Origin of the sequence: Bradyrhizobium sp. CCBAU 45389, from assembly GCF_028128625.1 — a bacterium.
GTDB lineage: Bacteria > Pseudomonadota > Alphaproteobacteria > Rhizobiales > Xanthobacteraceae > Bradyrhizobium > Bradyrhizobium liaoningense_B.
This window is the reverse complement of the sequence record NZ_LBIY01000092.1, coordinates 171,764-195,886: the sequence shown is the minus strand read 5'-3', so window position 1 is coordinate 195,886 and position 24,123 is coordinate 171,764. Positions and strand designations below refer to the sequence as shown.

Below are 24,123 nucleotides of genomic sequence, written 5' to 3'. Positions count from 1 at the left end.
GCGATGAGCGCGATCGAACGCCTGATCCGGCCGCGCAGCATCGCCGTCATCGGCGCATCCGCCGACCCCAGCAAGACGTCGGGTCGGCCGGTCTCATATCTGCAGAAGCACGGATTCGCGGGCGAGATCTATCCCGTCAATCCCAAGGTCGAAGAGATCGGCGGTCTCAAATGCTACGCCGACATCGCTTCGCTGCCTGACGTCCCCGATGTCGGCATTGTCCTGCTCGGCGCCGAGCGCGCCCACGTTGCGGTGCGCGAATTGGCCGAGCGCGGGACTGCGGCGGCGATCGTCCTCGCCAGCGGCTTCACCGAGACCGGGGCGGAAGGCGCTGCGCGCCAGCAACAACTCATGCAGGCCGCCGGATCCATGCGCCTGCTCGGGCCGAACACGATCGGCCTCGTCAATCTCACCGACAATATCGTGCTGTCGGCCTCCGGCGCACTGGCGATGGACCACTTCCCGGCAGGCCCGATCGGGCTGGTCTCGCAGAGCGGCGGCATTCTCGGCGCCGTACTGTCGCGCGCTGCGGCGCGCGGGGTGGGGCTGTCGAAGCTGGTGTCGACCAGCAACGAGGCCGATCTGGAGCTCGCCGACGTCATCGACTTTCTTGCCGACGACGGCGCGACCAAAGTCATCGCGCTCTATATCGAGGCGATCCGCAATCCCCTTCGCTTCCGCGAGGCGGTGCTCAAGGCGCGCCGCGCCGGCAAGCCGATCGTCGCCTTCAAGATCGGGCGATCGGAGGCGGGTGCAAAGGCGGCCGTCTCGCATACGGGGGCGCTTGCGGGCTCTGACCGGATGTATGACGCCCTGTTCCGGCAGCTCGGCGTGATCCGCGCGAAGACGTTCGAAGACCTGCTCGACGTTCCCGCAGCCCTTGCGGCAGGACGCAAGCTTCGCGGCAAGCGCGTGGCGATCCTCACCTCGACCGGCGGCGCCGGCACGATCGTGTCCGACAGTCTGGGAGTCGCAGGCTTTGCAACGCCCGCCCCCGATGCAGAGACGGCCGCGCAATTGCGCGCCTTGCAATCGGGATCGCACGCCACGCTCGATCGCAATCCGATCGACGTGACCCTGGCCGGCTTGCAGCCGGATCTGCTGCGCGGTGCCATCCGCATCCTGCTCGCCAGTCCCTCCTACGATGCGCTAGCCGTCATTGCCGGCTCCTCAGCCGTGGGATCGCCGGCGCTGATGGCCGATGCCATCCACGACTGCCTGCCGCTCAGCGACAAGCCCGTCATGGCCTATGTCAGTCCCTACGCGCCCGACGTGGTCTCCGTCCTCACGCGGCGCGGCGTCCCGGCCTACACCTCCGCCGAGAGCTGCGCCAATGCGCTCGACGGGCTTTTGCAGGCCGGAATTCCGGAGCAGGTCCAGTCATCCGGCTCCACCCTGACGACGGTCGACATCGGCGAATTCCAAGCGGGGCCGCTGGATGAGGCGCAGGCCAAGGGGCTGTTCGGCCGCTTTGGTATTCCCATCGCTGTAGAGAAGGTGGTCGCAACGGCCGAAGAAGCGGAGCAGGCGGCGCGAGACTTCGGCGGCCCCGTCGTGCTCAAGATTCTGTCGCGCGAGATCGCGCACAAGAGCGACGTCGGCGGCGTCGCCGTCAACCTGACAGAAGAGACGATCGGCGGCCGCATGACGGCGATGGCTGACGAGGTCGCGCTCAGGATCGGGACGCGACCTGACCGATTCCTGGTTCAGGAGATGATCTCGGGCGGCGTTGAAATCATTCTCGGGATGCATCGTGACCCTCTGGGGACAGCAATCCTTCTCGGAATGGGCGGCGTCGCCGCCGAGCTGTTCAAGGACACGACGATGCGTCTGCTTCCGCCGGAAGGCGGCCTCAGCATGGCCGAGGCCCGCGCGATGGCGCGCGATCTCGTCACATGGCCGTTGCTGGACGGTTTTCGGGGCCGGCCGACATGCGATGTCGAAGCGCTCGCAGCAGCGGTCGTCGCCTTCTCGCGCATGGTTGCGCAGCTCGGCGACCGCCTCACTGAAGCCGAGATCAATCCGGTCTTCGTGCTGCCGGCGGGCCGGGGCGTGAAGGCGGCGGACGGATTGGTTGTTCTCAATGTCTGAACAAAACCGGATGGAGCTCCAGATGGCCATTGGCGAAATCATCAATCACGAAGGCGCGCGCGGGAAGAGTTTTGCCGCGCGGCGCTGCCTGAACCTCGCCATCCTCGCCTGCGCCGTCTTGCCTGTTGTCGCGGGGCTCGGAGTGGCGCCGGCGCGGGCCGAGTATCCCGACAAGATCATCAAGATCGTGGTGCCCTTCGCGGCCGGCGGCGGGACCGACATCATCGCGCGAACGACAGCGCAGGAAATCCAGACGGACCTCGGCAAATCCGTCATCATCGAGAACAAGCCGGGCGCCGGGACCATCATCGGAACCCAGACGGTGGCGACCGGCGAGCCCGACGGCTATTCGCTGCTGATGGCGACCTTCGCGCACGCGGTCAACCCGAGCCTGTACAACAAGCTGCCGTTCGATCCGCACAAGGATTTTTCGGCGGTGTCGCTGATCGCGCGATCCTTCAATATCGTCGTCGTCAACCCCGCATCCAAAATCAACTCGATCGCCGATCTGATCACCGAGGCCAGGGCCAATCCGGGCAAGCTCAATTTCGGCACGTTCGGCACCGGCACCTCGGCCCATCTCGCCGGCGAGCTGTTCAATTCCATGGCCAAGGTCAAGATGACGGCGGTACCCTACAAGGGCGCAGCGCCTGCGATCAGCGATCTCCTGGGCGGACAGATCGACGTGATGTTCACCACCGTGGCCAGCGCGGCCTCGTTGGTGGCTGCGGGCCAGCTCCGGGCGCTCGCCGTCACATCCGCCGAGCGTTCGGCAGCGTTCCCGCAATTGCCTGCTGTCGCCGAGGCCGGGGTGCCCGGCTACGCCGCCGAGTCCTGGTACGGATTGTACGCTCCGGCCAAAACACCTGCTCCGGTGATTGCGCGCCTGAATCAGGCGGTCGCAAAGGCGGTCAAGTCCGGTGTCTTCAAGCAGCTGGAGGCCAACGAAGGCCTCATCATGGTCGGCAGCGCTCCCGAAGAGCTCGATCGCTATGTCCGGCAGGAAGAGGACCGCTGGCGCAAGCTGGTCAAGGACGCGAAGATCGAGGTGCAATAGCGGCGGGCGCCGTCGCCCATATGCAGTCATTGATCTGAAACAACGATAGTCCTCGGCGAAAGTGCTAGGGTTGAGTCGCGGTTCACGGCCTGAGACATTCTCAGCGCGTGATGGAATCCGAGGGCTCAATGGGACGACTGCTGAATATCGTGACGCCACTGCACACTGCGACCAAGCGCGACTACATGGGGCGCATGAACGACGACAAGATCGGCTGCTCGCTGAAGGCGCGGGAATACGAGGCCGATTACTGGGATGGCGACCGCCGCTTCGGCTATGGCGGCTACCGCTTCATCGAGGGGCGCTGGGCGCCGGTCGCCAGGGCGCTGATCGAGACCTACGGCCTGAAGGACGGCTCCAGCGTGCTCGACGTCGGCTGCGGCAAGGGTTTCCTGCTGTACGAGATGCAGAAGATCCTGCCGGGCCTGAAGGTCACAGGCTTCGACATCTCAAAGCATGGTCTTGCCAATTCCCACGAGCAGGTACGGCCGTATCTGTTCAACCATCGCGCCCAGGACGTCTATCCCTATGGTGACGACAGTTTCGACCTCGTCATCTCGCTCGGCACCCTGCACAATCTCAGGCTCTATGAGCTCGATGCCGCGCTGAAGGAGATCGAGCGGGTCGGCAAGAACAAATACGTCATGGTCGAGAGCTACCGGAACGTCGCCGAGCTGCACAACCTCGAATGCTGGGCCCTGACGGCGGAATCCATCCTGCACTCCTCGGAATGGATCTGGCTGTACGGCAAGCTCGGTTACACCGGCGATTACGAATTCATCTATTTCGAGTGACCGGGCGCGCCTCATGGATATCAAGACTGCCAAGGCTGCGATTCTCGTCGAATCGGGCAAGCCGCTGATCGTCGACGAGTTCACCCTGCCTGACACCCTCGAGCACGGCCAGGTGCTTGCGCACGTGCATACCTCGAGCATCTGCGGCGCACAGATCAACGAGATCGACGCCGTCAAGGGCGTCGACAAGTTCCTGCCGCACCTTCTGGGACACGAGGCGCTCGCAACCATCGTCGAAACCGGGCCCGGCGTCGTCTCCTGCAAGCAGGGCGACACCGTCGTCATGCACTGGCGGCCGGGCAAGGGCATCCAGTCCAACACGCCGGTCTATTCATGGCGCGGCAAGCGGCTCAACGCGGGCTGGGTCACCACCTTCAACGACTATGCCGTGGTGTCGGAAAACCGCGTCACGCCGGTGCCGGCCTCGATCGACCGCACCAGCGCGCCACTGCTCGGCTGCGCGGTGACGACTGCGCTCGGCGTCGTCAACAACGACGCGCAGATCGCCATCGGCGAAGCCGTCGTCGTGTTCGGCGTCGGCGGCGTCGGCCTGAACATCGTGCAGTTCGCCGCGATGGTCGGCGCTCATCCGGTCATCGCGATCGACCGGCTCGACAACAAGCTGGAGATGGCGAAGCAGTTCGGCGCCACCCACACCATCAACTCCGACGCGGTGACGGATGTCGCCGCCGCGGTTCGGGACATCACGGGGGCCGAGGGGCCCGACAAGGTCGTCGAGACCACCGGCGTCAGGACCCTGATCGAGCTCGCCTACGAGGTCACCGCCAGGAAAGGCCGCTGCATCCTCGTCGGCGTTCCCCGCGAGAAGGTCGAGATCTATACGCTGCCCCTGCACTTCGAGAAGGTGCTGAAGGGCTCGGAAGGCGGGCAATGTCAGCCCGCGCGCGATATCCCGCGTCTCGTCCGCCTCGACGAGGCCGGCAAGGTCAGTTACCGCGGCATCGTCACCCACGAGTTTGCGCTCGACGACATCAATGACGCGCTGGATCTGATGCGCAGCGGCGAGTCGGGGCGGATTCTGCTGAACGTCGGCTGAGCGCTGCTGCATGGTCCGGAGCATTCCGCAGCCGGGGCAGTTGCTCGGGTTTCAGCCGCGATCACCTGCCGACGCTGACCCACTCCTGCGCCTTCTTTCGCCATTCCCCGTCAAAGCGGGCTGGGAGATCTTTGGCTGCGTCCCGTGAGAGAAGTTGGTCGATGGCGGATGTCCGGACCTCGTCGATCTCGGGAATGTCGGTGTAGCCGAGGTTGGCGAGCCGCTTGCCGAAAGGCGGATGCGTCGAATCGGGATCATGCTCGCGGCTCAAACCCGCGACGGCAGCGGCGGCCATCGGCTCCGGCGCCCTGATATCCGCGAGCTGCTTGACGATCCGTTCGAAAGGCGGCCGCGGCGCATTGATTGCGCCCAGCACTTCTTTTTGCAGAGGGGCGAACACGAGATCGATGAGACGCGTTCCGCAGGCTTCCATCAGCACCAGCGCACGCGCGGTTTCGCCGCGGCCAACCTGCTCGGCCGCACCGAGATCGGCGCCCAGCTCGTTCTCCCGCGATAGCGCGCGATATTCCTTCTCGAGCCATTCGAGCATGGAATGGAGCAGCGCCCGAACAATGCGCCCGGTGATGGTCCATTCCGGATCGGCGTAGAGGAAGACATTCTCCGAAGCCGCGATGAAATCCGCGAGATTGATGCTTCCCGAGGTGTGCCGAAGCTGGGCGTGCGCCACCTCATGGGCAACGACGGCGCGAATCGCGCGCTCGTCCAGGACGATGAGCATCGGCAAGCCGACGGTCATCGTGACGTGTTGCCCGAACAGCCCGGCGTACCGGTTCACTTCGCCGATCGAGGCATTGAAATCGGTGTTGATCAGCAGGGTGCGGCGCGATCGGGCGAAGCTGCGATCGAGCTCCCTCCACATCGCCCAAAGGCCCGGAGCGATTGCCTCGTCGGCCTCAAAATCCCGATGCTTGCGCGAGGGCAGGAGCAGGAGCCCGATCGTGAGCGCCAGCGCGCCCAGGAAAATGGAGAACACGACAGGCGCCGTGACCAGCGCGGTGATCGCGTAGCGGTCCATCGCCATCAGCCAAACGGCCAGGATCGCACAAGCCAGCGCGACGGCCGGAAGCACGGCGTAGCGACCGAGGCGCAGGATGATGTTCAGGATGAAACGTTTCATCCGCGTCTTGAGTCGTCAGGCTCAGGCCTTGCCGCACGAGCCTGTGCTCTGACGCAAGCTGGCGACGTCGGCGCGGCCCTGGCTTTCCGTGACCTGGATCAGCGTGATTGCGCCGGGCGTCACGATTCCCATCTGCGGCTGGGCGGAAAGATAGGTGGTGCTGCCGGCGCGCAAATCGAGGCTCAATTTCTCGCTTCCCTGGCCGAACAGATTGCTGCTCAGCGGCAGATTGTTGACGGCGACCTCGTGCCGGCCCGGAGGCAGGTCGCACGACACGAAACCCGCAGCTTGGCTGCCGCCAATCACGCGTCCATCGACGGCGTAGTTGGGCATGACCGCAAATCCCAGGGCCGACGAACGATAGACCACCAGGCGCGCCGTATTTGACTTGACGTTGTCAGTCAGAGCCGCGCCACCCAGCTGCCCCGATGCGCACCCCGCAAGCAACATGGCCACGGCAAAGATCCCCACCACCCCACGCATTCCAGCCTCAAATCGATTCCAATTGTCCCCGGGGACATCATTGAACTGGGTGGTGCTTGAAGTCAATCACGACCAAGGGGCGAGCAGCATGGCCCGCCTCACCGCCACCCCAGCGCCGGCGCCACATGCGTGAGGATCGCCTCGATCGCGTGCGCGCAATAGGCGACACCAAGCTGGTTCGGAATCGTGAGCAGCAACGTATCCGCCTCCGCAATCGCCTCGTCCTGCCGCAGCTGCTCGACCAGCACGTCCGGCTCCGCCGCATAACTCCGTCCGAAGATCGCGCGCGTGCGCGGGTCGATGAAGCCGATCTGGTCTTCACCCTCGCCCCCGCGACCGAAATAGGCGCGGTCGCGATCGTCCATCAGAGCAAAAATGCTGCGGCTCACGGACACGCGCGGCTCGCGGCTGTGGCCGGCTTCTTTCCACGCCGCACGATAGGCGCGAATTTGGGCCGCCTGCTGCACGTGGAAGGCTTCGCCGGTCTCGTCGCTCTTCAATGTCGAGCTCTGCAGGTTCATGCCGAGCTTCGCCGCCCACACCGCGGTGGCGTTCGAGCCGGCGCCCCACCAGATGCGCTCGCGCAGGCCTTGCGAATGCGGTTCGATGCGCAAGAGGCCTGGCGGGTTCGGAAACATCGGCTGCGGATTGGGCTCGGCAAAACCTTCGCCGCGCAAGAGGTCGAGGAAGACCTCGGCGTGGCGCCGGCCCATGTCGGCATCGCTCTGGCCCTCGGCCGGCCGGTAGCCGAAATAGCGCCAGCCGTCGATCACCTGCTCGGGCGAGCCGCGGCTGATGCCGAGCTGCAGCCTGCCGCCGGCGATGAGGTCGGCGCTGCCGGCGTCCTCCACCATGTAGAGCGGGTTCTCGTAGCGCATGTCGATCACGGCCGTGCCGATCTCGATCGTGCTGGTCCTCGCACCGACGGCGGCAAGCAGCGGGAAGGGCGAGGCCAGCTGCCGCGCGAAATGATGCACGCGGAAATAGGCGCCGTCCGCGCCGAGCTGCTCTGCGGCGACCGCAAGCTCGATCGATTGCAGCAGCGTATCGCCGGCCGAGCGGGTCTGCGATTGCGGCGAGGGCGTCCAGTGTCCGAAGGACAGAAATCCGATTTTCTTCATGGAGGCAATTTAGGGTTGGTCGCGGCGATTTGCGATGGGCCTCTCGGCGGAAACCTGCTCATGAGCTGGCCCATCGCCTGCGTCGTGGTCCCGTTCGGGGGTGTCCAGGGCGCGCCATTGCCTCGGCGTCATTCCGGTCCAGCGCTTGAAGGCGTGGGTGAATGCGCTGACTTCTCCGTAGCCGAGCAGCCAGGCGGTTTGCGAAATAGGCAGTTGATCGTCCTTCAGATAGCTCTTGGCGAGGTCGATCTTCATCTCGTCGAGGATGCCGCTGAAGGTCAATCCCTCCAGAGCGAGGCGCCGCACCAGCGTGCGATGGCTCATGCCTAAGCGGCGGGCGATCTCTTCGACCCGAGCCTCACGATGCGGAAGCAATGGGGCGATTGCATTCTCGACGCTCGATCTGAGCGAGACGCCGCCGGATTTCCGGTGTGCGAGCGCCTGCTCGCAATACGTCACCAGCAGGTCGTTCAGATAGTGGTCGGCACTTTCGATCGCCATCGGTCCCACGGATACCGGGAAAGCGATCTCATCGACATCGGACCCGAACTCGATCTCGCACCCCAGGAACGATTTGACCTCGGTGGGCGTCGTTCGCCGGCGATGCACCATCTTCAGTCGGCTCGGGATCAGACGGCGATTGGTCAGGGCGCGGTTCAGGCGAATGATCGAGGTCAGCCAGAACTCGATCTGGTGCCGATCCGAGCGCCGTTCCACACCGACATATTTCAGCGTGATCGTCATCTCTTTCGCGGCGAATCGCAGCGAAATCCCCTCGTTGGCGAGACGGCAATAGCGCTCGGCCTTTGCGAAGGCTTCCGCGATCGTGCCGGAGGATGCGGCCACGTAATAGAGCAGGCCAATTTCACGAAGGTCGAAGTCCCGTGCCAGGTGGAAGCCGAGATTGTCGTCCTGCAACGCCTCGGCCCCAAGTTCCAGAAACCTGATCTGGCTCTCGACGCTCAGGCGCGCCTTGCGATCCTCGATCTGCTCGAGAGTCAATCCGGCCCTGGACAACAGACTGTCCGCCTCGATGCCGGCGTCCTGCAGGCGTGCCCATACCAGGCGGGCGATTCCGCCGGTCGCACTGGGCATTGTTTCAAAATGGGGCGAATGGGCACCCGGCACACCGAACCCTTTCGTCGTTGTCGCTGCGGGCCTCGTTCTTCGGGCTCGCCGATCGTGATCGCGGCATGAAAAATCAACTTATTGGCTCACGATAACAAGAAACCGGGGGGCGTGTGACTTAAATCGCTTGTCTGCCCCGAGACTGGTCTTGCGTTCTCGGGGCAGCCCCTTTCCCCGAAAGCTACGATGGCCTTGATGTCCAGCAGTGACGGCGTCGCGCCGCCCATCAACGTGAAGATATTGCGAGGGTACGGAAAGTTGCTCGGACTTCCCAATATCGCCCATGGCTCGCGGGTGGTTGCGCTCGAACGTGTCGGGGACTGCGAGATCAGCATGTTCGAAGCGCTGGGAGCGGGCTTGCCCGAGAGCCCGTTGTTCTGGATCGAGCTGTTCGACCTCAGCGTTCATGCGTCACGCGACAGTCGCGGCTGTCATAACATGAGAGATGCGGTCACAGCGTTCGAGGATTTTGCCTCGCAAGCGAGCCGTTTGGCGGAGCCATCGCTGTGTACCGCCGTCGAACTGGCAGGCTGACAATTGCCGCGTCCATCGGGAGTTCCCGACAAAGCCGTGCCGGTGAAGGTCAACTAACCCGAGCGTGTCGTTCGCGCCGTAGTGCCACAGTCTGAAATTGTGATTCCAGGGTGCGGGACTCAAACCGGCGGCCATTCAAGGCGCACGCGAAGTCCGCTTTTGCTATCGCGCCAATTCCAACAGCCGGCGACAGTCCGCCGGCAATCGCCTTTCGTTGAGATTGGTCACACAGAGCAATAGTCCCTGCTGCCGGGGAGCTTGCATGCACCACACCGACATCGGGCGCGGCGCGAGGCCAAACTCTCGCGCACGTGAAGCGATATCTACGTCTGACGCAGATTTGGGAAGGGAGATAACCACCGCAAGACCGGCGGTCGCCCGCACTTTTATCGAGTCTGGTGCCATTTCTCGCAGGCAACGAAGCAAGCTCTCTCGTCGGGCGGCATAAAGCCGCTTCATGCGGCGCAGATGGCGAAGATAGTGACCGTCCCTTAGGAATTCCGCCACAGCGCGCTGCATGCCCGCAGCCGGCGCCGGCGCCAGGGAAGCAGCCAGCTCAGCGAACCGACGACTCAGTCCCGACGGTACGACCATGAAACCCAGGCGCAGCGAAGGGCTAATCGTTTTACTGAAACTGCCTATGTGAAGCACGCGTCCTCCATGGTCGAGAGATGCGAGGGCTGGAGCCGCCCGTCCTTCCAGCTGCAGTTCGCTAAGGTAATCGTCCTCGATGATCCAGGCGTCGCTTTGCCGAGCCCAGTCGAGCAGTGCAAGACGCCGTGACAGCGACATCGTCATCCCGAGCGGCGCCTGTTGACCCGGTGTCACAACGGCCAATTTCGCTCCGGCGGCGGTCTGGACACCAGCGGCAACATTTAGTCCCTCCGCATCGACCGGGACAGCCGTCACAGCCATGCCAGCCAGGCCGAGTGCGGTGCGAGTGAGTGGAAAGCCCGGATCCTCGATCCAAGCTCCCATGCTTCCAAGTTGAAGCCCTCGGATCGCGAGACCGAGGGCACCGGAGAATCCACCCGTTATGAGCACCTGAGAGGGATTGCAGCTGATGCCGCGGGCCAGCCCCAAGTAAGCCGCGACCTCCTTTCGCAGCTCCGGATCACCACGCGGATCTGGATACGTCACCGGCGCCGCCGCGGCCCGCCGGGTCTCACGAGTGAGGATGCGCGACCACAGCTTGAACGGGAAGGCATCTTGAGCGGGCACGCCCATCTGAAATACCAGCGGCGCGCTTCCGAATTCGTAGAAGAGTTCCGGGAGAGGCTCCGCGTCAGGCGGCCAGTCGGGCACCGGAGATCGGGACGGCCGCTCGGCCACGCGCGTTCCTGCCGGCCCGAGACCGATCGCGAATTGCTCCGCGATGAGACGCTCGTAAGCCACACGGACGGTGCCGCGGGAGACGCCGAGTTGAGCGGCCAGATCCTGCCAAGAGGGTAACCGTGCGCCAGAGGCGAGCCGTCCGTTCTCGATGCCCTCGCGGATCGCCGAGTAAATCTGTGCAGCCAGCGGAGTCGTTCTCGCACGATCGAGTCGGATGGGGAGCACAGCCATCGCGTGATGGTACAGCCGAAATCATCAATCTTGGTACTGTTTTATGACCGGGCACAACGCATCTATTCGGCGACACCAGCGACCAGCGCGATCTCGATCCCTCTGCTTGAGTGGGAACCGGGTCGACCGAGGAGAAAATTATCATGAAGGCAATCGTTGTGACTGACCAGGCGGCAGGAACCGCCGGGATGAAGCTGGTGGAGCGGCCAGAGCCGCAGGCAGCGATAAACGACGTCATCGTTCAGGTTCATGCGTCGGGATTCGTCGCGACCGAGCTGTCGTGGCCCTCGACCTGGACCGATCGCCTCGACCGTGACCGGACACCGTCGATCCCCGGCCATGAGCTGGCCGGAGTGGTCACCGCTCTCGACTACGGCACGACAGGGCTTTCGGTGGGACAGCGAGTGATCGGACTCGCCGACTGGTATCGTGACGGCACCCTGGCGGAGTATGTAGCCATCGAGGCCCGCAACCTTGCGCCGCTTCCAGGCGATGTCGATTTCACGGTGGGCGCGAGTCTGCCGATCTCGGGCCTCACCGCGTGGCAGGGACTGTTCCAGCACGGTCGTCTTCAGGCCGGGCAGCGCGTACTCGTGCACGGTGCGGCCGGCGCAGTCGGTTCGATGGCGACGCAGCTCGCGCGAGAGTTCGGTGCCCACGTCATCGGCACCGGACGCGCCGCCGACCGTCAGGCGGTGCTCGACTTCGGCGCGAAAGAGTTCGTCGACCTCGACAGCGACGCCATGGAGGGCGTCGGCGGAGTCGATCTGGTTTTCGATGTCATCGGCGGCGACGTCGGGAAGCGGTCCGCGCGCCTGGTTCGAGCCGGAGGAACCTTGGTGTCCATCGTCGGGCCGGTCGAGGCGCGGCCCGACGGCGGCCTCGCGGTCGACTTCGTCGTCGAGCCCGATCGTGCCCAACTGAGTGAGATCGTGCAGCGGGTGCGGGACGGACGACTGCGGATAAACATCGATAACGTCTCGACCCTCGACGATGCCGTCCCCGCCTTAAACCCGACCAAGCGACGCAAGGGGAAGACGATCATCCGCGTTCGTGCCTGAGCGACGCATGCCCGTTGACGCACGCGACCGGCCGGCGCTGTCCGGGGCGGCCACCCCGCGCGCGCCGCATTCGGCGAAAACATGCCTCTACTTCAACCTATCCCTTCCCACAGGAATCCCCATGACCGACGGAATCACCTCGATTGACGGAATCACGATGACCAACGCCGTCATCGAATCCATCCTGAGCCGTAGCGCCGCCAAGTATTACGACCCTGCTGCGACCTTGAGCGACGACCAAATTCGCGAGCTGGTGCGAATCGGCACCACGGCGCCGACATCCTTCCACTTGCAGAACTGGCGCTTCATCGCCGTACGCACGCCCGAAGCCAAGGCTCGGTTGCATCCGATCGCCTGGCATCAGCCCGCGATCACTGAAGCAGCCGTTACCTTCATCGTTTGTGGCCAGTTGGCCGATTCCAGCGTAATACCGGCGCGCTTGGCACCGCTGGTGGAAGCGGGCATCATGCCGGCAAAGATGGTGCCGGATTGGGAAATTCCCGCGCGCGATCTGTATATGGCGTATCCGCAGCGCCAGCGCGATGAAGCAATCCGCTCCGGCACCTTCGGCGCGGCGGCGATGATCTATGCGGCCGGCTCGCTGGGCCTGGGTTCGACCCCGATGATCGGTTTCGATGCCGAAGCAGTGGTCCGCGAGTTCGTACTGGCCGCGGACGAAGTGCCGGTCATGCTGTTATCCGTGGGGGCGATGCGTTCGGGAAACTGGCCGCAGAAGCCGCGTCGTCCGGTGGCTGATGTGTTGGAATTCGCATAGTTGCGGAGTCCGTTCTTAACGGGGCGACGCGGGTTCGGGCTGCAGGCCAATGAACTCGCGAGCCACGAATGCTCAACCTCATCTCAGGAACCGGCGTCAAATCCGAGGCGCGCATGAGGTCCGCTCTGCCTCGGATAGCGACGCATGAGCGCGCCTTGCCAATGCACTGAGTTGGGCCAGGGGCAGTCGTAAGACTTCCGAACCTGCAAGGCGCGTTAGGCGAAATTGATCAAATCTAGCAGGTAATGCGCGAGTGCCACCGGCCATAGCACACCCGACCGCCGCAGCATTAACATGAGGAAAAGGCCAACAGTAGCCGCAGAAAGGACATTACCAAGGCCGGCCCACCAATGAATTGCGCCGAACAAAACTGACGTAGTGAGAACGGCAAAGATGCCGTCACCCAGATAAGGCCGGAATGCTAGCCGGATGTATCGGCGAAATATGACTTCTTCGCTGATAGCTACCAAGGTTAAGCCAAAAAAAAGATCGAACGCTTTTAGCCATCCGGTCGGGTGCGGATATGCGCCGAGAACGGTTGTAGGGAATGCCGCATTGAGGAGAGATCGCGGCAACTGGACAAAGCGATCTAGCAAGCAAATTCCGACGATCCAAAGGACAATCTCAAAAAGTGAAATTTGACGTTCACCTGTTCGAAATGCAGCGATCCGAGCAGAAGGCGCTGCCGCCAAAATGGTGAGAGCAGTGATCCGTCCCGCATAGTCCCAGAGAAGCCAATTTAGCGCTTGATGCTGATGCAGCCGCATGACTTGTGACGCAACTAGCGCCATAAGGGCTAGAACGAACCACCATATTAACGGTTGCGTAATGGAGCGATTATTCGCGCGCTCTTTAGAATCGCCGGAGAAGCGTTCTTGCATGCTCGCCTGTAGATTACCTGCGGCTTGAACCTAAGACAGTTGGAACGAAGCGTCCATGCCGGTATCGTTGGTTGTCCGCCTCTGATGACCGCTTAGGGTCAAAGGCGCTGGTTTGGCGCTCAGCAGCAAGCTTCCGCTCTGCCTGCCGTTAGCCGACATGTAGCTGCACCGCGTCAACCGAAGCTATGGGCCACAACCGGAAATTGACATTTCCAGCCGCCCTCAATTAAGCAAGGCGCGCAGTATGTGGAGCTTGCCGTGGCCGAACAATCCTCCAGCGTCCCAACCTACCGGTTCTTTCTCGGACTATTCATTGTTCATCCGACGTTGGTCCCGGAAGAAATTAGTATAGCCCTAGGAATGGAGGCGGACGTCGCTCATCGCGTCGGCGCTCCCCGGAGAACACCAAGGGGCACGCCCCTTCCTGGGACTAATGCTGACACGCGATGGCGACGTAGCATGGAGCACGTCATCGAAGATCAGTGGTTTGCGTCTGAAGTGTCGAGGCTGATCGACAAGCTGAGACCTCACAAGGCGTTCTTTGCTGACGTCAAGTCGGGCGGCGGGAAGGCAAGCATCGTCATTCAATTCATGGAAGGTTTCCTCGCGGACGAATTATCTAGCGAGACGCTTGCGCGGCTTGTGGACCTCGATTTGTCACTGGCAATCGAATGTTTTGCAGGTCTTCAAGAATAGCTAACGGTCGACGTAATGTCCGCTCCGGGTCAAAATGCGAAGAACTCAACGTGAGCAAATCCAGTCCGCTATGCCCCGTTGAACGGACCTGAATGGGGCGCTACGTGGGGCTGTAGGTCATTCGGCTCTGGAAAGGCGTGGGAAATATCGATGACAATCCAGCCAGGCAATCTATTCGCGGATGTGGCGGATGTTTCGGCCGCCAACATAGGGGAAGAGACGTTCAGCGAAATCCTCGCGCGGCCTGGGTTGAAGATCGAGCGCATCATATCGCAGGGGCAAACGAGTCCGCCGGGCTTCTGGTATGATCAGGCGTGGAACGAGTGGGTGATCGTGCTGAAAGGGCGCGCCACATTGCAGTTCGAAGATGAGCTTGCCGCGCGATCGCTGGGCGTGGGGGATTACGTCTTCATCCCTGCAAGGAAACGCCATCGCGTCGAGTGGACGGAGCCGCAACAGCCAACGGTCTGGCTCGCCGTCCATTTCGAGTGAGCGCTTATCGCAATCGGATCAGCCGAGTGCGGAGACAGTCTATTGGTCCGCATCCGCGCGCGGTGATGCACCGCCGTGGATGAGGACCGCTTTGGGTCAATCGCGTCGGTTCAGTCCTCCCGCCATGACTTCCGGTCAGCCCCGGCGAGCGGGCACGCCCTCGTGGCGTCCGGCGCGGCTCAAGCCTGGAATGCCTCAGCGACAAGATTAGCGGAAAAGCCGCCGCTCGGTTTGGAACGGCGAGCTTTCTTCTTTATGCGCTCAGACGGCCGCGACTACCCGCCGCGTCGCATGAAGGAAACGGTTAGCGGGCGCTGAGACGCCATCAATTGGATGACGCTCCTGTTTGCGCAATTCATCGACTAGACGTTCGAGGTAGGGCGGCAGAGGCGAGACTTCGCGAGATAAGTTCTGTTGCAATCTCTCACCCACCTCGTCACAGATCGACCGGGCAGTCTTATGGTCGATGTGGTCCGATATTCGATTGGTCGGTTCCATATCGCGACCTTTTCGATTGGGCCCCACGATTAACTTAAGTTACAGGGATGGGAAATGTTTCGCGCACCTTCGAAGAGTGCGATGGTTCCATCCAATGGAACAAAGACACTCGTCAGCGCTGCTACCAGCAACCCGCCGAGTTAGTGAAACTCTTGGGGCGGACGCGGGCCTCAATGAGTGTCCCGTCACTTCGCTGATGGGCCAATAGGCGACGTCAAGCTGCTACGACGGCGCCACACCCCCCGCGCGCGACTCTGGGAGCGCGCCCCTCAGGGGAAGCGGCTGATCGCCAAGCAGCACCTTCACCACGACGTCACGCGCATTGTTAGGATCAAGCGAGTGCTTTGCGATCAGGTCGCTACAGTCGGCGACGATCTGGTCGGCGTCCTGCATGATCTTGAGCTCTTTGTAGCGATCGTGCCGATGCAGGCCCATGCTTTCGCCAACCACTTCAAGGATATTTATGATGCGGAATGGCCAGTCGCGCTCGTGCGCGCACAGTTCGCGATGATCGGAATGATAGATCGCGACCAGTGCATCGACACCTGCATCGCGCGCCGCCTCAAGTTCCATAAGTTGCAATTCGCGTTTGAACTTTGGAAGGACGCCGACATCCACGCTCTGCAAACCCACCGCCGGCTGGTTCAGATCGACGAGTTCGATACCCGCGACGGCTCTCGTGGTGATCAGCCTGGGGCCAGAAGCGGTCATGACGATTTGCGAAAAGGGGGCACAGCTTCGGCCATGACCTTTTTTGATAGATCGATCCTCACTTCACCTTCACGACGTCGTCCGGCTTCCAACTCTGGTCAAAGAACTCGACGCCGGTGCCGTAGAGGCGTACGGCTGCCAAGAAATTCCGCCCACTGACGGTCTGGATATAGTTCGTGGCAGGAGCGTCCGCCGGCTTTGCTGGACCGAACCAGATGTCGATCGACCCGTCGCCGTTCGTCGCGACCTTGCCGAGGCTGTTGATCGAGGGCAGGAGCTGGGGCGCTTCGACCATCGTGCCGTCGGTGATGTTGTAGGCGGTGACGGCCCAGAAGAGAGCGGCCGGTGGATTTGGCGGCAAGTGTAGCTTGTACGTGTTCGAGCCCGTGAGGAAGTCGCCGTTCGCATCCTTTAGTGTGAACGGGTATTTCGATCCCGCACCGATTGTCCTCATCACCATCGCGGACGCCGTCGAGAACGCGATCTGGAAATAGCTGGCGCGCTGGTTGACGTCGAGATAGCCGTCCTGAAGCCATTCGGCCGTTCCGGATGCCCACGTATTTAGGTACTGCCGGTCTTTATAGTAGCGGTCTCGCTGGTCCGGTCGACCGAGCTGGCGCATGGCCAAAATCATCCTTGGGGCGGTCTCGACCGCCTTTTGCAGCAGCGCTTGCTGCTTCTGGTCAGGATTGAACGCCTGGCCCTTGACCATGCCTATCGAGGCGAGCACCCCGCGCAGCTCCGGATCGATGGCGGAAGCCGGTTCGTAGTCGATGAACGCCTTGAGCTTGGTCCAAAACGCATTGTCGACAGGATACATCATGTTGACGCGCTTGCCGCTCGCATTTGGAAACTGCATCGGCTTGACGTCCTTCTCCGGCGTCCACAGCGGGTAGACGCGGGTCTGCTCTGCAGCAGCGACGGCTTCCTTCGGGTCCGGTGCGTTTTCGCCCTTCTTCATGACGGTGCGGAAGAAGAGCAGGACATTGTAGGTTTGCGATTTGAACGCGAAGTAGCCCTGTGGGATCTCGCCGCTATAGTCCGGCGGCAACAGCAGGTAGAGGCCACCCCGCGCACGGTCTGGTCCGATCAGCCCTACATCGGTGATGGTGCGTTGGAAGAAATCGGTAAACATGCCAATGACGTTTGCGGGCGCTGCAACGACGAGCGGGCCGGTTTCCTTCAGGTCGAGATAGCTCATGGAATAGATGACGTCGGCATTGGGCGTCGGCACCCAAGTGCGCGCGTCCATCCGGTCCTTCCAGATCGGCAGGACATTGTAGCCCTTGCCGAATGTCGCCTCGGACCCGTCCTTCATTCCGATCGTGTTGAGCGCGGGCAGCATCGTCATGTAAGCGTGAACGGCGCGCTGGTAATACAGTTCGTCGCGCAAATCCTCCGCTTCCTTCTGCGGGAGCCAGTTTCCGTTGTTGAGCTGTTTGACCAGAGGCGGTACCGCCTGATCCTGTTGCGCCAACGCGGGCATGCACAATGACGAGAACACAATGGCAGATATCAGGATTGAGCTTTTGATCTTCATTGCATTTTCTCACTCAATTGAAGGAGAGTGCAATGCGGCTCAGATCACTCTTCAATCGAATACGATGAAGAGATAGGCGTCGCCGCACCGATTTCCGATACACTTGTTTGTGGTGGGAAGTCGCGTCGTTACGCCGTCTTCTTGATGACTGGCGGCGTCCATGACTCGTCGAGGATGCCCTCCTTGCCCCAATAAGCGCGGATGTAGAGAGAGAAGGTTCCGTCCGGTGCGGGAAGCCAGTTTGTTTCCTTGTCCGCTCCGGGTGACTTCCCGCCGGCGTAGAGTGTGAGTGACCCGTCTGCGTTGCGCTTGAGGTTCTTGTTCTTGGTGCCCAGTGAATACCGTTTGAGATTATTTGCGTGGAATAGATGCTTGTCGTTGTAAAGCGTGAGCGACCAGAAGCCGTTGACGGGCGGCTCCTGCCCTTTGGCGAGCGTGATTTCGTAGGAGCTGCTGCCCTTGAGCTCAGCGCCCGCGCCGTCGTTGTCGGTGTAGAAGTATTGCGTCTCGGTAGGCCGGTTGTCGAACATGTTCGACTTTGCCGTTCCCGTCCGATTGAAGTAGTCAACGCCGAACTGCGCATTGTTGGTCGAGCGATTCCATCCGTTGCCGGCAGGCCGCCCGTTATGCTTCCACTGGAAGAAGCTCTTGATAACCTTCTCTTCAGTATCGATAGCCGTTGCGACGAGCACCTTCTTCAGCTCGGGGTCTTTTGACGCCGTGTCGAGCAGTAGCCGGAACTGTCCGTACATCGCTTCCTCGCCCGGCAAGGGATCGACGATATCAAGCACCTCATCGAACTGGTCGAAGAACTTCTCCGGGATGACCCACTTCGTCTCTTCGCCGCTTGATTTTGGTCCGGGAATATTCGGCACCTTGCTCCATTCAATCGTCTTCATCTTGCCGGTGAAGTCCTTCAGTGGGTAAGCAACGATCTGGTTAATGACTGACTGGATCGCCTTTTTGTCTTCAGACGTGTCGTCCTGGAACACGCGTGGAATGGCATTGGCAAGCGACGTTGAGCAGCGGACGACCTCCGTGATACCGGATGGCTTGAGACCCTTCCAGTTCGGGCCAGCAAGCAGATAGAATCCCGGCTTGGAGTTGTAGGGCTTACCGACGTGGCCAAACTGGTCGGTGCGGGCGTCGTATAGCGCGTAGACCCAGAAGCGGTCGCCAAAGTCCGGTACCTGAATGACCACCGGCTCCTCATCAAGCGAAAAGAATCCGAGACCGTACACTACGTCCTGATTGGGACAGGTCACGAACGTTTCAGACGGCTCGATGTAGTCGGCAAGCATTGCAATCTGACCTCGCGGCGCTGCCGGCAGAACGCCGTTGAGGTGACCCGGCTGCGGTGCCTGTGTGATAGCAGCCCTTCGATTGATCATGTTGATCATCGGCCAGCCCCAGATATACGCCATCTGAGCGACAGCTCTTGCATAGTCCGGTACCATCACAACGCCGGTCGCAGGCAAACTCACGTCGGACGCAGTAGAGCAGGCTTGTTGAGCCTCAGACGCCGTGGTTGTCACTCCGACCACGGTGGCGGACATTGTAACAGGAGAGGCCGATCTGGTGAGCAAGGCAGCGAATGACGTTGCACCTATGCCGCTCTTCAGCGCGTCGCGACGGGTAGCGACAAGTTCGTTAATCGGCTTCGTCATGGCAGTTCCTTTGTGGCTTTTGAGCTCGATCTCGCGGTCACGATCCCGAGCAGCGATGTCCCCACTTCAACTTCATCAGGCGTACGCTCTCCAACCTTCGTTTCGACAGAGATTCCCAACGCGGGAAGAGCTCATATCTGGCGTTCTCTGACGCACATTTTGGTGCCACTCCACCCTCTTTCGGAGGTTCAACTCAAAGGCGTGCCGAGTGGCACACTAAAATTTGAAGCCGCACCCCGAAAACTTTGAGAAGATTAGGTTTTTAGTTGCAGCCGCTCAATTGACGATTCGTGCCAGCGATTGACGTTTTGTGCCAAAGTCATTCTTCTTCCCTCCTCGTAGAGAGGATCGTTGTGGGAAGCACAGTACCAACTACTCACTTTTCGACGAGTGATCTGCCGCCCATCGACCGGTTCGATGCGTGGCGTGACATTATCTCGGTGATCTTCGACGTTGATCGCATTGGCGGATCGCAGCCTGCCTCTTTCGAAGCGAGCGTTGATGCGTACCAGATCGGCAATCTTGTCATCACGGATTCAACGCAGGGCGAGCAGGCCTATTCGCTTTCGCCAAAGCGGAATCGTGCTGCGGGCATCGACCTGATTCAGGTCGGGTTATATCGGTCTGGTGGCTATCGTGGTGAAGCAAATGGCACCTCGATAGAGGGGAGCTCGGGCGACGTGCAGATCCTTGATCTGGCTCGGCCTATGCGCTCGATCGAACCAGCATCATCCATGGTTTGCGTATTTCTTCCCCGCGAACTGTTGCAGGAAAGGATCGGCGACCTCGACGGTCTGCATGGCGTGGACCTTCGCTTCGGCATGGGCCGACTACTCGCTGACTATCTTGGACTGCTCGCCAAGCGACTTCCTGAGATGGCGGAGCGCGATGGCGTAGCAGCGGCAAATGCGACACTCGACATCATCATTGCCTGTTTACAGCCAACCCTAACAACCATGCGCGAGGCCCAATCACCCATGCAGGAGGTGATGCTGCTTCGTGCCAAGGGAGTAATCGAAGAAAGCCTTCGATCTGCCCGTCTCACTCCGGACTTCCTGTGCCAAACGCTGGGTATTTCACGGCGATCGCTATATCGTCTGTTCGAGTCTCTCGGGGGCGTCCATAACTATATTTTGCGACGCCGTCTAAGCCTCATCAAACGCACACTAGAGGAGGCAGGTAATCGCGACCGCATTGCTGACGTGGCGGCCCGCTTTGGTTTCACATGTCAGGAAACTTTCTGGCGGGCCTTTAAGCGCGAGTATGGCATTTCGCCAGGAGAGGTACGCTCACTCAGCTCGAAAGATCAAACGAATGAGCTGCACCATGCCGACGTCGGGTTCGACCAGTGGCTCAGGCACCTAAGAGTGTAAAGTGGCAGGTACGGACAGGTATCTACAGTATCGCCGCGATCGCCCACCATGCCCGATTCGGTCAAAAGCCGCATTTGCCAAAGCCAATCCCAAGTCCGCTTTGGATCAAAAGCGGGCTCAGCCTATCGGTTGGGCGGCGTCCGGCTTCCATCGGACAGCGGACATCGCGACGGCTCACGTGGTGTTCAGCTTGGGGCCAGCAGCGGAGGTGGCTGGATGTTCGGACTTTTGGCATACCTCCGACCTCGCTGGAGGATGGGTCATGCCAGACAATCAGCCCGCGGCGTCAACCTTGCCTGCGCCACACATCCAATTGATCCACGAATTCAGCTGCAAGCGTTGTGGAAGCCATGGTGGCTTGAGCTGGGCCGATGTCAGCTTGGATATCCGTTCTGGGTGACGAGCGTCGATCCCGCGGAAGACGGCTGACGGCCACGTTGCATCCGGAGCGGAGGGCCTCGCCCTCTCCCACGTCTTGCGACACTACCATCCTGCCCCTGTTTTGCCCGACGGGTCAACGATTTCGTAAAATCAGCAAACTGCGCAGTGGTTCTTTGAAAAGATCATGCTCGATCAACGAACTAATGCGCGGTGACGATCCATCCCATCGCGTTGCGCTTCAAGCCGTTGATTTTACTGCCCCCGGCTACTGTGCATGGGGTTGTTTTCGACATTCTTGTTTTGGAGGTGCGAAAGCGCCACGCAGATGCGCGCGCTACTTCATCACCCGCAGGCCCTTGGTCGTGAACCGCTGCGTCTTGCCGCCGGGGCGGACGGGACGCTTGGTGCCGGCCGCCTTGCCGGTGCCGGGCGGCTGGTGCGCCGGCACGAGCTGATGGGGCTGCGAGCCGATCAGGTCGCGGCGGCCCATCTCGATCAGCGCTTCGCGCAGCACAGGCCAATTGTCGGGGTCGTGGTAGCGCAGGAACGCCTTGTGCAGGCGGCGCTGGCGCAGGCCCTTGATCGCATCGACCTTGTCGCTGCCGCCGTGGCGCACGCCGCGCAAGGGATTGACGCCGGTGTGGTACATCGCGGTCGCGGTCGCCATCGGCGAGGGCAGGAAGGTCTGCACCTGATCGGCGCGATAGCGGTTCTTCTTCAGCCACAGCGCGAGGTTCATCATGTCCTCGTCGGTCGTGCCCGGATGCGCCGCGATGAAATAGGGGATCAGGTAATATTTCTTGCCGGCCTGCTCGGCCGCCTGATCGAACATCCGCTTGAACTTGTTGTAGGCGCCGATGCCCGGCTTCATCATCTTGTCGAGCGGCCCGCGCTCGGTATGCTCGGGCGCGATCTTCAGATAGCCGCCGACGTGATGGGTGACGAGCTCCTTGATGTATTCCGGGCTCTCGACCGCGAGGTCGTAGCGCACGCCCGAGGCGACCATCACCTTCTTGATGCCCTTGGTCTCGCGCACCTTGCGATAGAGCCGGATCAGATCGTCATGCGAGGTGTTGAGGTTCGGACAGATCTCCGGGAAGACGCAGGACGGCCGGCGGCACGCCGCCTCGACCTTCGGGTCCTTGCATGCCATCCGGTACATGTTGGCGGTGGGGCCGCCGATGTCGGAGATCACGCCGGTGAAGCCCGGTGTCTTGTCGCGGATGCGTTCGATCTCGCGCAGGATCGAGCCTTCCGAGCGGTTCTGGATGATGCGCCCCTCATGCTCGGTGATCGAGCAGAAGGTGCAGCCACCAAAGCAGCCGCGCATGATCGTCACCGAGAACTTGATCATGTCCCAGGCGGGGATCTTGGCATCGCCATAGGACGGATGCGGCGCGCGCGCGTAAGGAAGATCGTAGACCGCGTCCATCTCGTCGGAGGTCAGCGGGATCGGCGGCGGGTTGAGCCAGAGATCGCGATCGCCGTGACGCTGCACCAGCGGCCGCGCATTGCCGGGATTGCTCTCCCGGTGCAGCACGCGTGAGGCGCGGGCATAGGCTTCCTTGTCCTGCTCGACCTGCTCCAATGCCGGCAGCCGGATCACGGTCGCGCCCTTCTGGCGCGTTGCGCCCTCGTCGGCGGAATCGAGATCGTCGGCGTGCAGCTCGGTGTAATCTTCGGGCACGCGCCGGAACAGCGCGACGCCCCTGATGTCGTCGAGCTCGCGCGGCGCTTCGCCGGCCGCGAGCCGCTGCGCCACCTCGACCACGGCGCGCTCGGCATTGCCGTAAAGCAAGAGATCCGCCTTGGCGTCGGCCAGCACCGAGCGGCGCACCTTGTCGGACCAGTAATCGTAATGCGCGATCCGGCGCAGCGAGGCCTCGATGCCGCCGAGCACGATCGGCACATCCTTGAATGCCTCGCGGCAGCGCTGGGCGTAGACGATGGTGCAGCGGTCCGGCCGCTTGCCGCCTTCGCCGCCGGCGGTGTAGGCGTCGTCGCTACGGATGCGGCGGTCCGCGGTGTAGCGGTTCACCATGGAGTCCATGTTGCCGCCGGTGACGCCGAAGAACACCTTTGGCTTGCCGAGGACCTTGAACGGCTCGGCCGAATGCCAGTCCGGCTGCGCGATGATGCCGACGCGGAAACCTTGCGCCTCCAGCAGGCGGCCGATGATCGCCATGCCGAAGCTGGGATGGTCGACATAGGCATCCCCCGTCACCAGCACGATGTCGCATTCATCCCAGCCGAGCGCGTCCATCTCGGCGCGGCTCATCGGGAGGAACGGCGCGGGCTTGCGCGGCCGGGCCTGGGCCATCAGGGGCTTTTCGGCGGTGATGATCTGGGTGTCCATGGCGCCTACGCATAGGACTCCGGGCCCGCGAATACAACCGGCTGCCGTGCCGTCATCGCCGATTGCGGTTCCCCCCGGGTGACGCGCAATTGGGCAGGCCGGCCGGTATTCGGTTCGCGACTGTGACATCGCCCACATACCGCCGGGCGACGTCGCGTCACCCCCTGCCGTTTCGAGGGAGATTAACCATGGTCCTGGTCGGTGCGCCGCTGATCCTGGCGATGCTGTTTTTCCTGTTTCTGCCGATCTCCGATCGCAGGACCGTGCGGATGAGGCTCGGCGTGCTCTGCGCGCTCCTGGCGCTGCTCTCGGTCTCGGTCATCAGCACCGATGTCGCGCCGATGCAGCTCGCAGGCATCGTCACGGCGCGGTGAGGGCCGGCCTCATCACATGTGCCCCGCGTTATGGTTCATTCGCAGGAACCAACCGCCTTCGCGAACATTCTGACCTAGGCACCCGCGCGAGCCCCCGCTCGCGCGCGCCTCGACAATCCTGGCGCCAGCGCCGCTGGTCGGATTTCTGCCCCGATGCTCGCTTCGGGGCGATGGGGGACTTGTGAGTACGGTCATAGAGAACTTGCTGGCGCGAAAGCAGAAGCTCGTGGAGGAACTCGAGAAGGCGCAAGCCGTCGAGGACCGGGACAGGATCGAGCATCAGCTCGAGCAGATCAACACCGCACTGGATTTTCTCGACAGGCCCGGATCCAGGGACGCGCGGTAGGCC

At 62.0% G+C, this 24,123-nt stretch carries 22 protein-coding genes; 12 read left to right on the top strand and 10 right to left on the bottom strand.

Annotated features, from left to right (window positions below; all coding sequences use genetic code 11):
• Positions 1–3: 3 nt before the first annotated feature.
• The 4 genes from XH79_RS23430 to XH79_RS23415 all read left to right on the top strand — a co-directional run bounded on the left by XH79_RS23430 (position 4) and on the right by XH79_RS23415 (position 4,999).
• Positions 4–2,091, top strand: coding sequence for an acetate--CoA ligase family protein (locus XH79_RS23430; RefSeq protein ID WP_271583101.1), 2,088 nt, complete (start codon positions 4–6; stop codon positions 2,089–2,091).
• Positions 2,092–2,113: 22 nt separating this feature from the next.
• The gene (locus XH79_RS23425) at positions 2,114–3,148 is read left to right on the top strand and encodes a tripartite tricarboxylate transporter substrate binding protein (protein ID WP_271583100.1); all 1,035 of its coding nucleotides are present in this window, start codon (positions 2,114–2,116) and stop codon (positions 3,146–3,148) included.
• A 107-nt stretch (positions 3,149–3,255) separates the two neighbouring features.
• Positions 3,256–3,942, top strand: coding sequence for a class I SAM-dependent methyltransferase (locus tag XH79_RS23420; protein ID WP_271583099.1), 687 nt, complete (start codon positions 3,256–3,258; stop codon positions 3,940–3,942).
• A 13-nt stretch (positions 3,943–3,955) separates the two neighbouring features.
• The gene (locus XH79_RS23415) at positions 3,956–4,999 is read left to right on the top strand and encodes a zinc-binding dehydrogenase (protein WP_271583098.1); all 1,044 of its coding nucleotides are present in this window, start codon (positions 3,956–3,958) and stop codon (positions 4,997–4,999) included.
• 61 nt (positions 5,000–5,060) lie between these two features.
• On the opposite strand, the gene XH79_RS23410 is transcribed toward XH79_RS23415, so the two are convergent.
• The 4 genes from XH79_RS23410 to XH79_RS23395 all read right to left on the bottom strand — a co-directional run bounded on the left by XH79_RS23410 (position 5,061) and on the right by XH79_RS23395 (position 8,869).
• Complete coding sequence (locus XH79_RS23410) at positions 5,061–6,137, bottom strand: M48 family metallopeptidase (RefSeq protein WP_271583097.1); 1,077 nt, start codon at positions 6,135–6,137, stop codon at positions 5,061–5,063.
• 21 nt (positions 6,138–6,158) lie between these two features.
• The gene (locus XH79_RS23405) at positions 6,159–6,620 is read right to left on the bottom strand and encodes a DUF2846 domain-containing protein (RefSeq protein ID WP_026312577.1); all 462 of its coding nucleotides are present in this window, start codon (positions 6,618–6,620) and stop codon (positions 6,159–6,161) included.
• Positions 6,621–6,718: 98 nt separating this feature from the next.
• Positions 6,719–7,741: an LLM class flavin-dependent oxidoreductase gene (locus XH79_RS23400; RefSeq protein WP_271583096.1), complete on the bottom strand. Its 1,023-nt coding sequence runs from the start codon at positions 7,739–7,741 to the stop codon at positions 6,719–6,721.
• Between the two features lie 9 nt (positions 7,742–7,750).
• Entirely contained in the window at positions 7,751–8,869 is a 1,119-nt protein-coding gene (locus XH79_RS23395) for an AraC family transcriptional regulator (RefSeq protein ID WP_271583095.1), read from the bottom strand.
• Positions 8,870–9,064: 195 nt separating this feature from the next.
• Here XH79_RS23395 and XH79_RS23390 point away from each other — a divergent pair, with 195 nt between their 5' ends.
• Positions 9,065–9,403 carry a hypothetical protein gene (locus XH79_RS23390; RefSeq protein WP_271583094.1) on the top strand — a complete coding sequence of 113 codons (339 nt, stop codon included), beginning with the start codon at positions 9,065–9,067 and terminating at the stop codon, positions 9,401–9,403.
• Positions 9,404–9,565: 162 nt separating this feature from the next.
• Here XH79_RS23390 and pdxR read toward each other — a convergent pair whose 3' ends face one another.
• Positions 9,566–10,969 (bottom strand): MocR-like pyridoxine biosynthesis transcription factor PdxR, encoded by a 1,404-nt coding sequence (gene pdxR, locus XH79_RS23385; RefSeq protein ID WP_271583093.1) that lies wholly within the window; start codon positions 10,967–10,969, stop codon positions 9,566–9,568.
• Positions 10,970–11,112: 143 nt separating this feature from the next.
• Here pdxR and XH79_RS23380 point away from each other — a divergent pair, with 143 nt between their 5' ends.
• Both XH79_RS23380 and XH79_RS23375 read left to right on the top strand, forming a co-directional pair.
• The gene (locus tag XH79_RS23380) at positions 11,113–12,030 is read left to right on the top strand and encodes an NADP-dependent oxidoreductase (RefSeq protein WP_271583092.1); all 918 of its coding nucleotides are present in this window, start codon (positions 11,113–11,115) and stop codon (positions 12,028–12,030) included.
• Positions 12,031–12,151: 121 nt separating this feature from the next.
• A complete protein-coding gene (locus XH79_RS23375; protein WP_271583091.1) occupies positions 12,152–12,805 on the top strand; it encodes a nitroreductase family protein in 654 nt (217 codons plus the stop codon).
• Between the two features lie 215 nt (positions 12,806–13,020).
• Here XH79_RS23375 and XH79_RS23370 read toward each other — a convergent pair whose 3' ends face one another.
• The gene (locus XH79_RS23370) at positions 13,021–13,686 is read right to left on the bottom strand and encodes a CPBP family intramembrane glutamic endopeptidase (RefSeq protein ID WP_271583090.1); all 666 of its coding nucleotides are present in this window, start codon (positions 13,684–13,686) and stop codon (positions 13,021–13,023) included.
• Between the two features lie 246 nt (positions 13,687–13,932).
• Here XH79_RS23370 and XH79_RS23365 point away from each other — a divergent pair, with 246 nt between their 5' ends.
• Positions 13,933–14,382, top strand: a complete 450-nt coding sequence (locus XH79_RS23365) for a DUF4279 domain-containing protein (protein ID WP_333938886.1) — start codon at positions 13,933–13,935, stop codon at positions 14,380–14,382.
• A gap of 150 nt (positions 14,383–14,532) precedes the next feature.
• The gene (locus tag XH79_RS23360; protein WP_028160489.1) at positions 14,533–14,874 is read left to right on the top strand and encodes a cupin domain-containing protein; all 342 of its coding nucleotides are present in this window, start codon (positions 14,533–14,535) and stop codon (positions 14,872–14,874) included.
• Positions 14,875–15,594: 720 nt separating this feature from the next.
• Here the strand turns inward: XH79_RS23360 and XH79_RS23350 are convergent.
• The 3 genes from XH79_RS23350 to XH79_RS23340 all read right to left on the bottom strand — a co-directional run bounded on the left by XH79_RS23350 (position 15,595) and on the right by XH79_RS23340 (position 19,290).
• Positions 15,595–16,083 carry a hypothetical protein gene (locus XH79_RS23350; protein WP_271583089.1) on the bottom strand — a complete coding sequence of 163 codons (489 nt, stop codon included), beginning with the start codon at positions 16,081–16,083 and terminating at the stop codon, positions 15,595–15,597.
• A 58-nt stretch (positions 16,084–16,141) separates the two neighbouring features.
• Positions 16,142–17,623, bottom strand: coding sequence for a DUF1254 domain-containing protein (locus XH79_RS23345; protein WP_333938885.1), 1,482 nt, complete (start codon positions 17,621–17,623; stop codon positions 16,142–16,144).
• A 128-nt stretch (positions 17,624–17,751) separates the two neighbouring features.
• Entirely contained in the window at positions 17,752–19,290 is a 1,539-nt protein-coding gene (locus XH79_RS23340; protein WP_271583087.1) for a DUF1254 domain-containing protein, read from the bottom strand.
• Positions 19,291–19,643: 353 nt separating this feature from the next.
• On the opposite strand from XH79_RS23340, the gene XH79_RS23335 reads away from it, so the two are divergent.
• Complete coding sequence (locus tag XH79_RS23335; protein ID WP_271583086.1) at positions 19,644–20,663, top strand: helix-turn-helix domain-containing protein; 1,020 nt, start codon at positions 19,644–19,646, stop codon at positions 20,661–20,663.
• Positions 20,664–21,378: 715 nt separating this feature from the next.
• Here XH79_RS23335 and XH79_RS23330 read toward each other — a convergent pair.
• A complete protein-coding gene (locus XH79_RS23330) occupies positions 21,379–23,400 on the bottom strand; it encodes a YgiQ family radical SAM protein (protein WP_271583085.1) in 2,022 nt (673 codons plus the stop codon).
• A 188-nt stretch (positions 23,401–23,588) separates the two neighbouring features.
• On the opposite strand from XH79_RS23330, the gene XH79_RS23325 reads away from it, so the two are divergent.
• Both XH79_RS23325 and XH79_RS23320 read left to right on the top strand, forming a co-directional pair.
• Entirely contained in the window at positions 23,589–23,774 is a 186-nt protein-coding gene (locus XH79_RS23325) for a hypothetical protein (protein WP_271583084.1), read from the top strand.
• A 181-nt stretch (positions 23,775–23,955) separates the two neighbouring features.
• Positions 23,956–24,120: a hypothetical protein gene (locus XH79_RS23320; protein ID WP_271583083.1), complete on the top strand. Its 165-nt coding sequence runs from the start codon at positions 23,956–23,958 to the stop codon at positions 24,118–24,120.
• Positions 24,121–24,123 lie beyond the last annotated feature (3 nt).

What these genes read in the sequence shown, in the direction of transcription:
- XH79_RS23430 (WP_271583101.1), top strand. Translation starts at nt 4, where the DNA reads ATGAGCGCGATCGAACGCCTGATCCGGCCGCGCAGCATCGCCGTCATC.
- XH79_RS23425 (WP_271583100.1), top strand. Translation starts at nt 2,114, where the DNA reads ATGGCCATTGGCGAAATCATCAATCACGAAGGCGCGCGCGGGAAGAGT.
- XH79_RS23415 (WP_271583098.1), top strand. Translation starts at nt 3,956, where the DNA reads ATGGATATCAAGACTGCCAAGGCTGCGATTCTCGTCGAATCGGGCAAG.
- XH79_RS23410 (WP_271583097.1), bottom strand. Translation starts at nt 6,137, where the DNA reads ATGAAACGTTTCATCCTGAACATCATCCTGCGCCTCGGTCGCTACGCC.
- XH79_RS23405 (WP_026312577.1), bottom strand. Translation starts at nt 6,620, where the DNA reads ATGCGTGGGGTGGTGGGGATCTTTGCCGTGGCCATGTTGCTTGCGGGG.
- XH79_RS23400 (WP_271583096.1), bottom strand. Translation starts at nt 7,741, where the DNA reads ATGAAGAAAATCGGATTTCTGTCCTTCGGACACTGGACGCCCTCGCCG.
- XH79_RS23390 (WP_271583094.1), top strand. Translation starts at nt 9,065, where the DNA reads ATGTCCAGCAGTGACGGCGTCGCGCCGCCCATCAACGTGAAGATATTG.
- pdxR (WP_271583093.1), bottom strand. Translation starts at nt 10,969, where the DNA reads ATGGCTGTGCTCCCCATCCGACTCGATCGTGCGAGAACGACTCCGCTG.
- XH79_RS23380 (WP_271583092.1), top strand. Translation starts at nt 11,113, where the DNA reads ATGAAGGCAATCGTTGTGACTGACCAGGCGGCAGGAACCGCCGGGATG.
- XH79_RS23375 (WP_271583091.1), top strand. Translation starts at nt 12,152, where the DNA reads ATGACCGACGGAATCACCTCGATTGACGGAATCACGATGACCAACGCC.
- XH79_RS23370 (WP_271583090.1), bottom strand. Translation starts at nt 13,686, where the DNA reads ATGCAAGAACGCTTCTCCGGCGATTCTAAAGAGCGCGCGAATAATCGC.
- XH79_RS23360 (WP_028160489.1), top strand. Translation starts at nt 14,533, where the DNA reads ATGACAATCCAGCCAGGCAATCTATTCGCGGATGTGGCGGATGTTTCG.
- XH79_RS23350 (WP_271583089.1), bottom strand. Translation starts at nt 16,083, where the DNA reads ATGACCGCTTCTGGCCCCAGGCTGATCACCACGAGAGCCGTCGCGGGT.
- XH79_RS23345 (WP_333938885.1), bottom strand. Translation starts at nt 17,623, where the DNA reads ATGAAGATCAAAAGCTCAATCCTGATATCTGCCATTGTGTTCTCGTCA.
- XH79_RS23340 (WP_271583087.1), bottom strand. Translation starts at nt 19,290, where the DNA reads ATGACGAAGCCGATTAACGAACTTGTCGCTACCCGTCGCGACGCGCTG.
- XH79_RS23330 (WP_271583085.1), bottom strand. Translation starts at nt 23,400, where the DNA reads ATGGACACCCAGATCATCACCGCCGAAAAGCCCCTGATGGCCCAGGCC.
- XH79_RS23325 (WP_271583084.1), top strand. Translation starts at nt 23,589, where the DNA reads ATGGTCCTGGTCGGTGCGCCGCTGATCCTGGCGATGCTGTTTTTCCTG.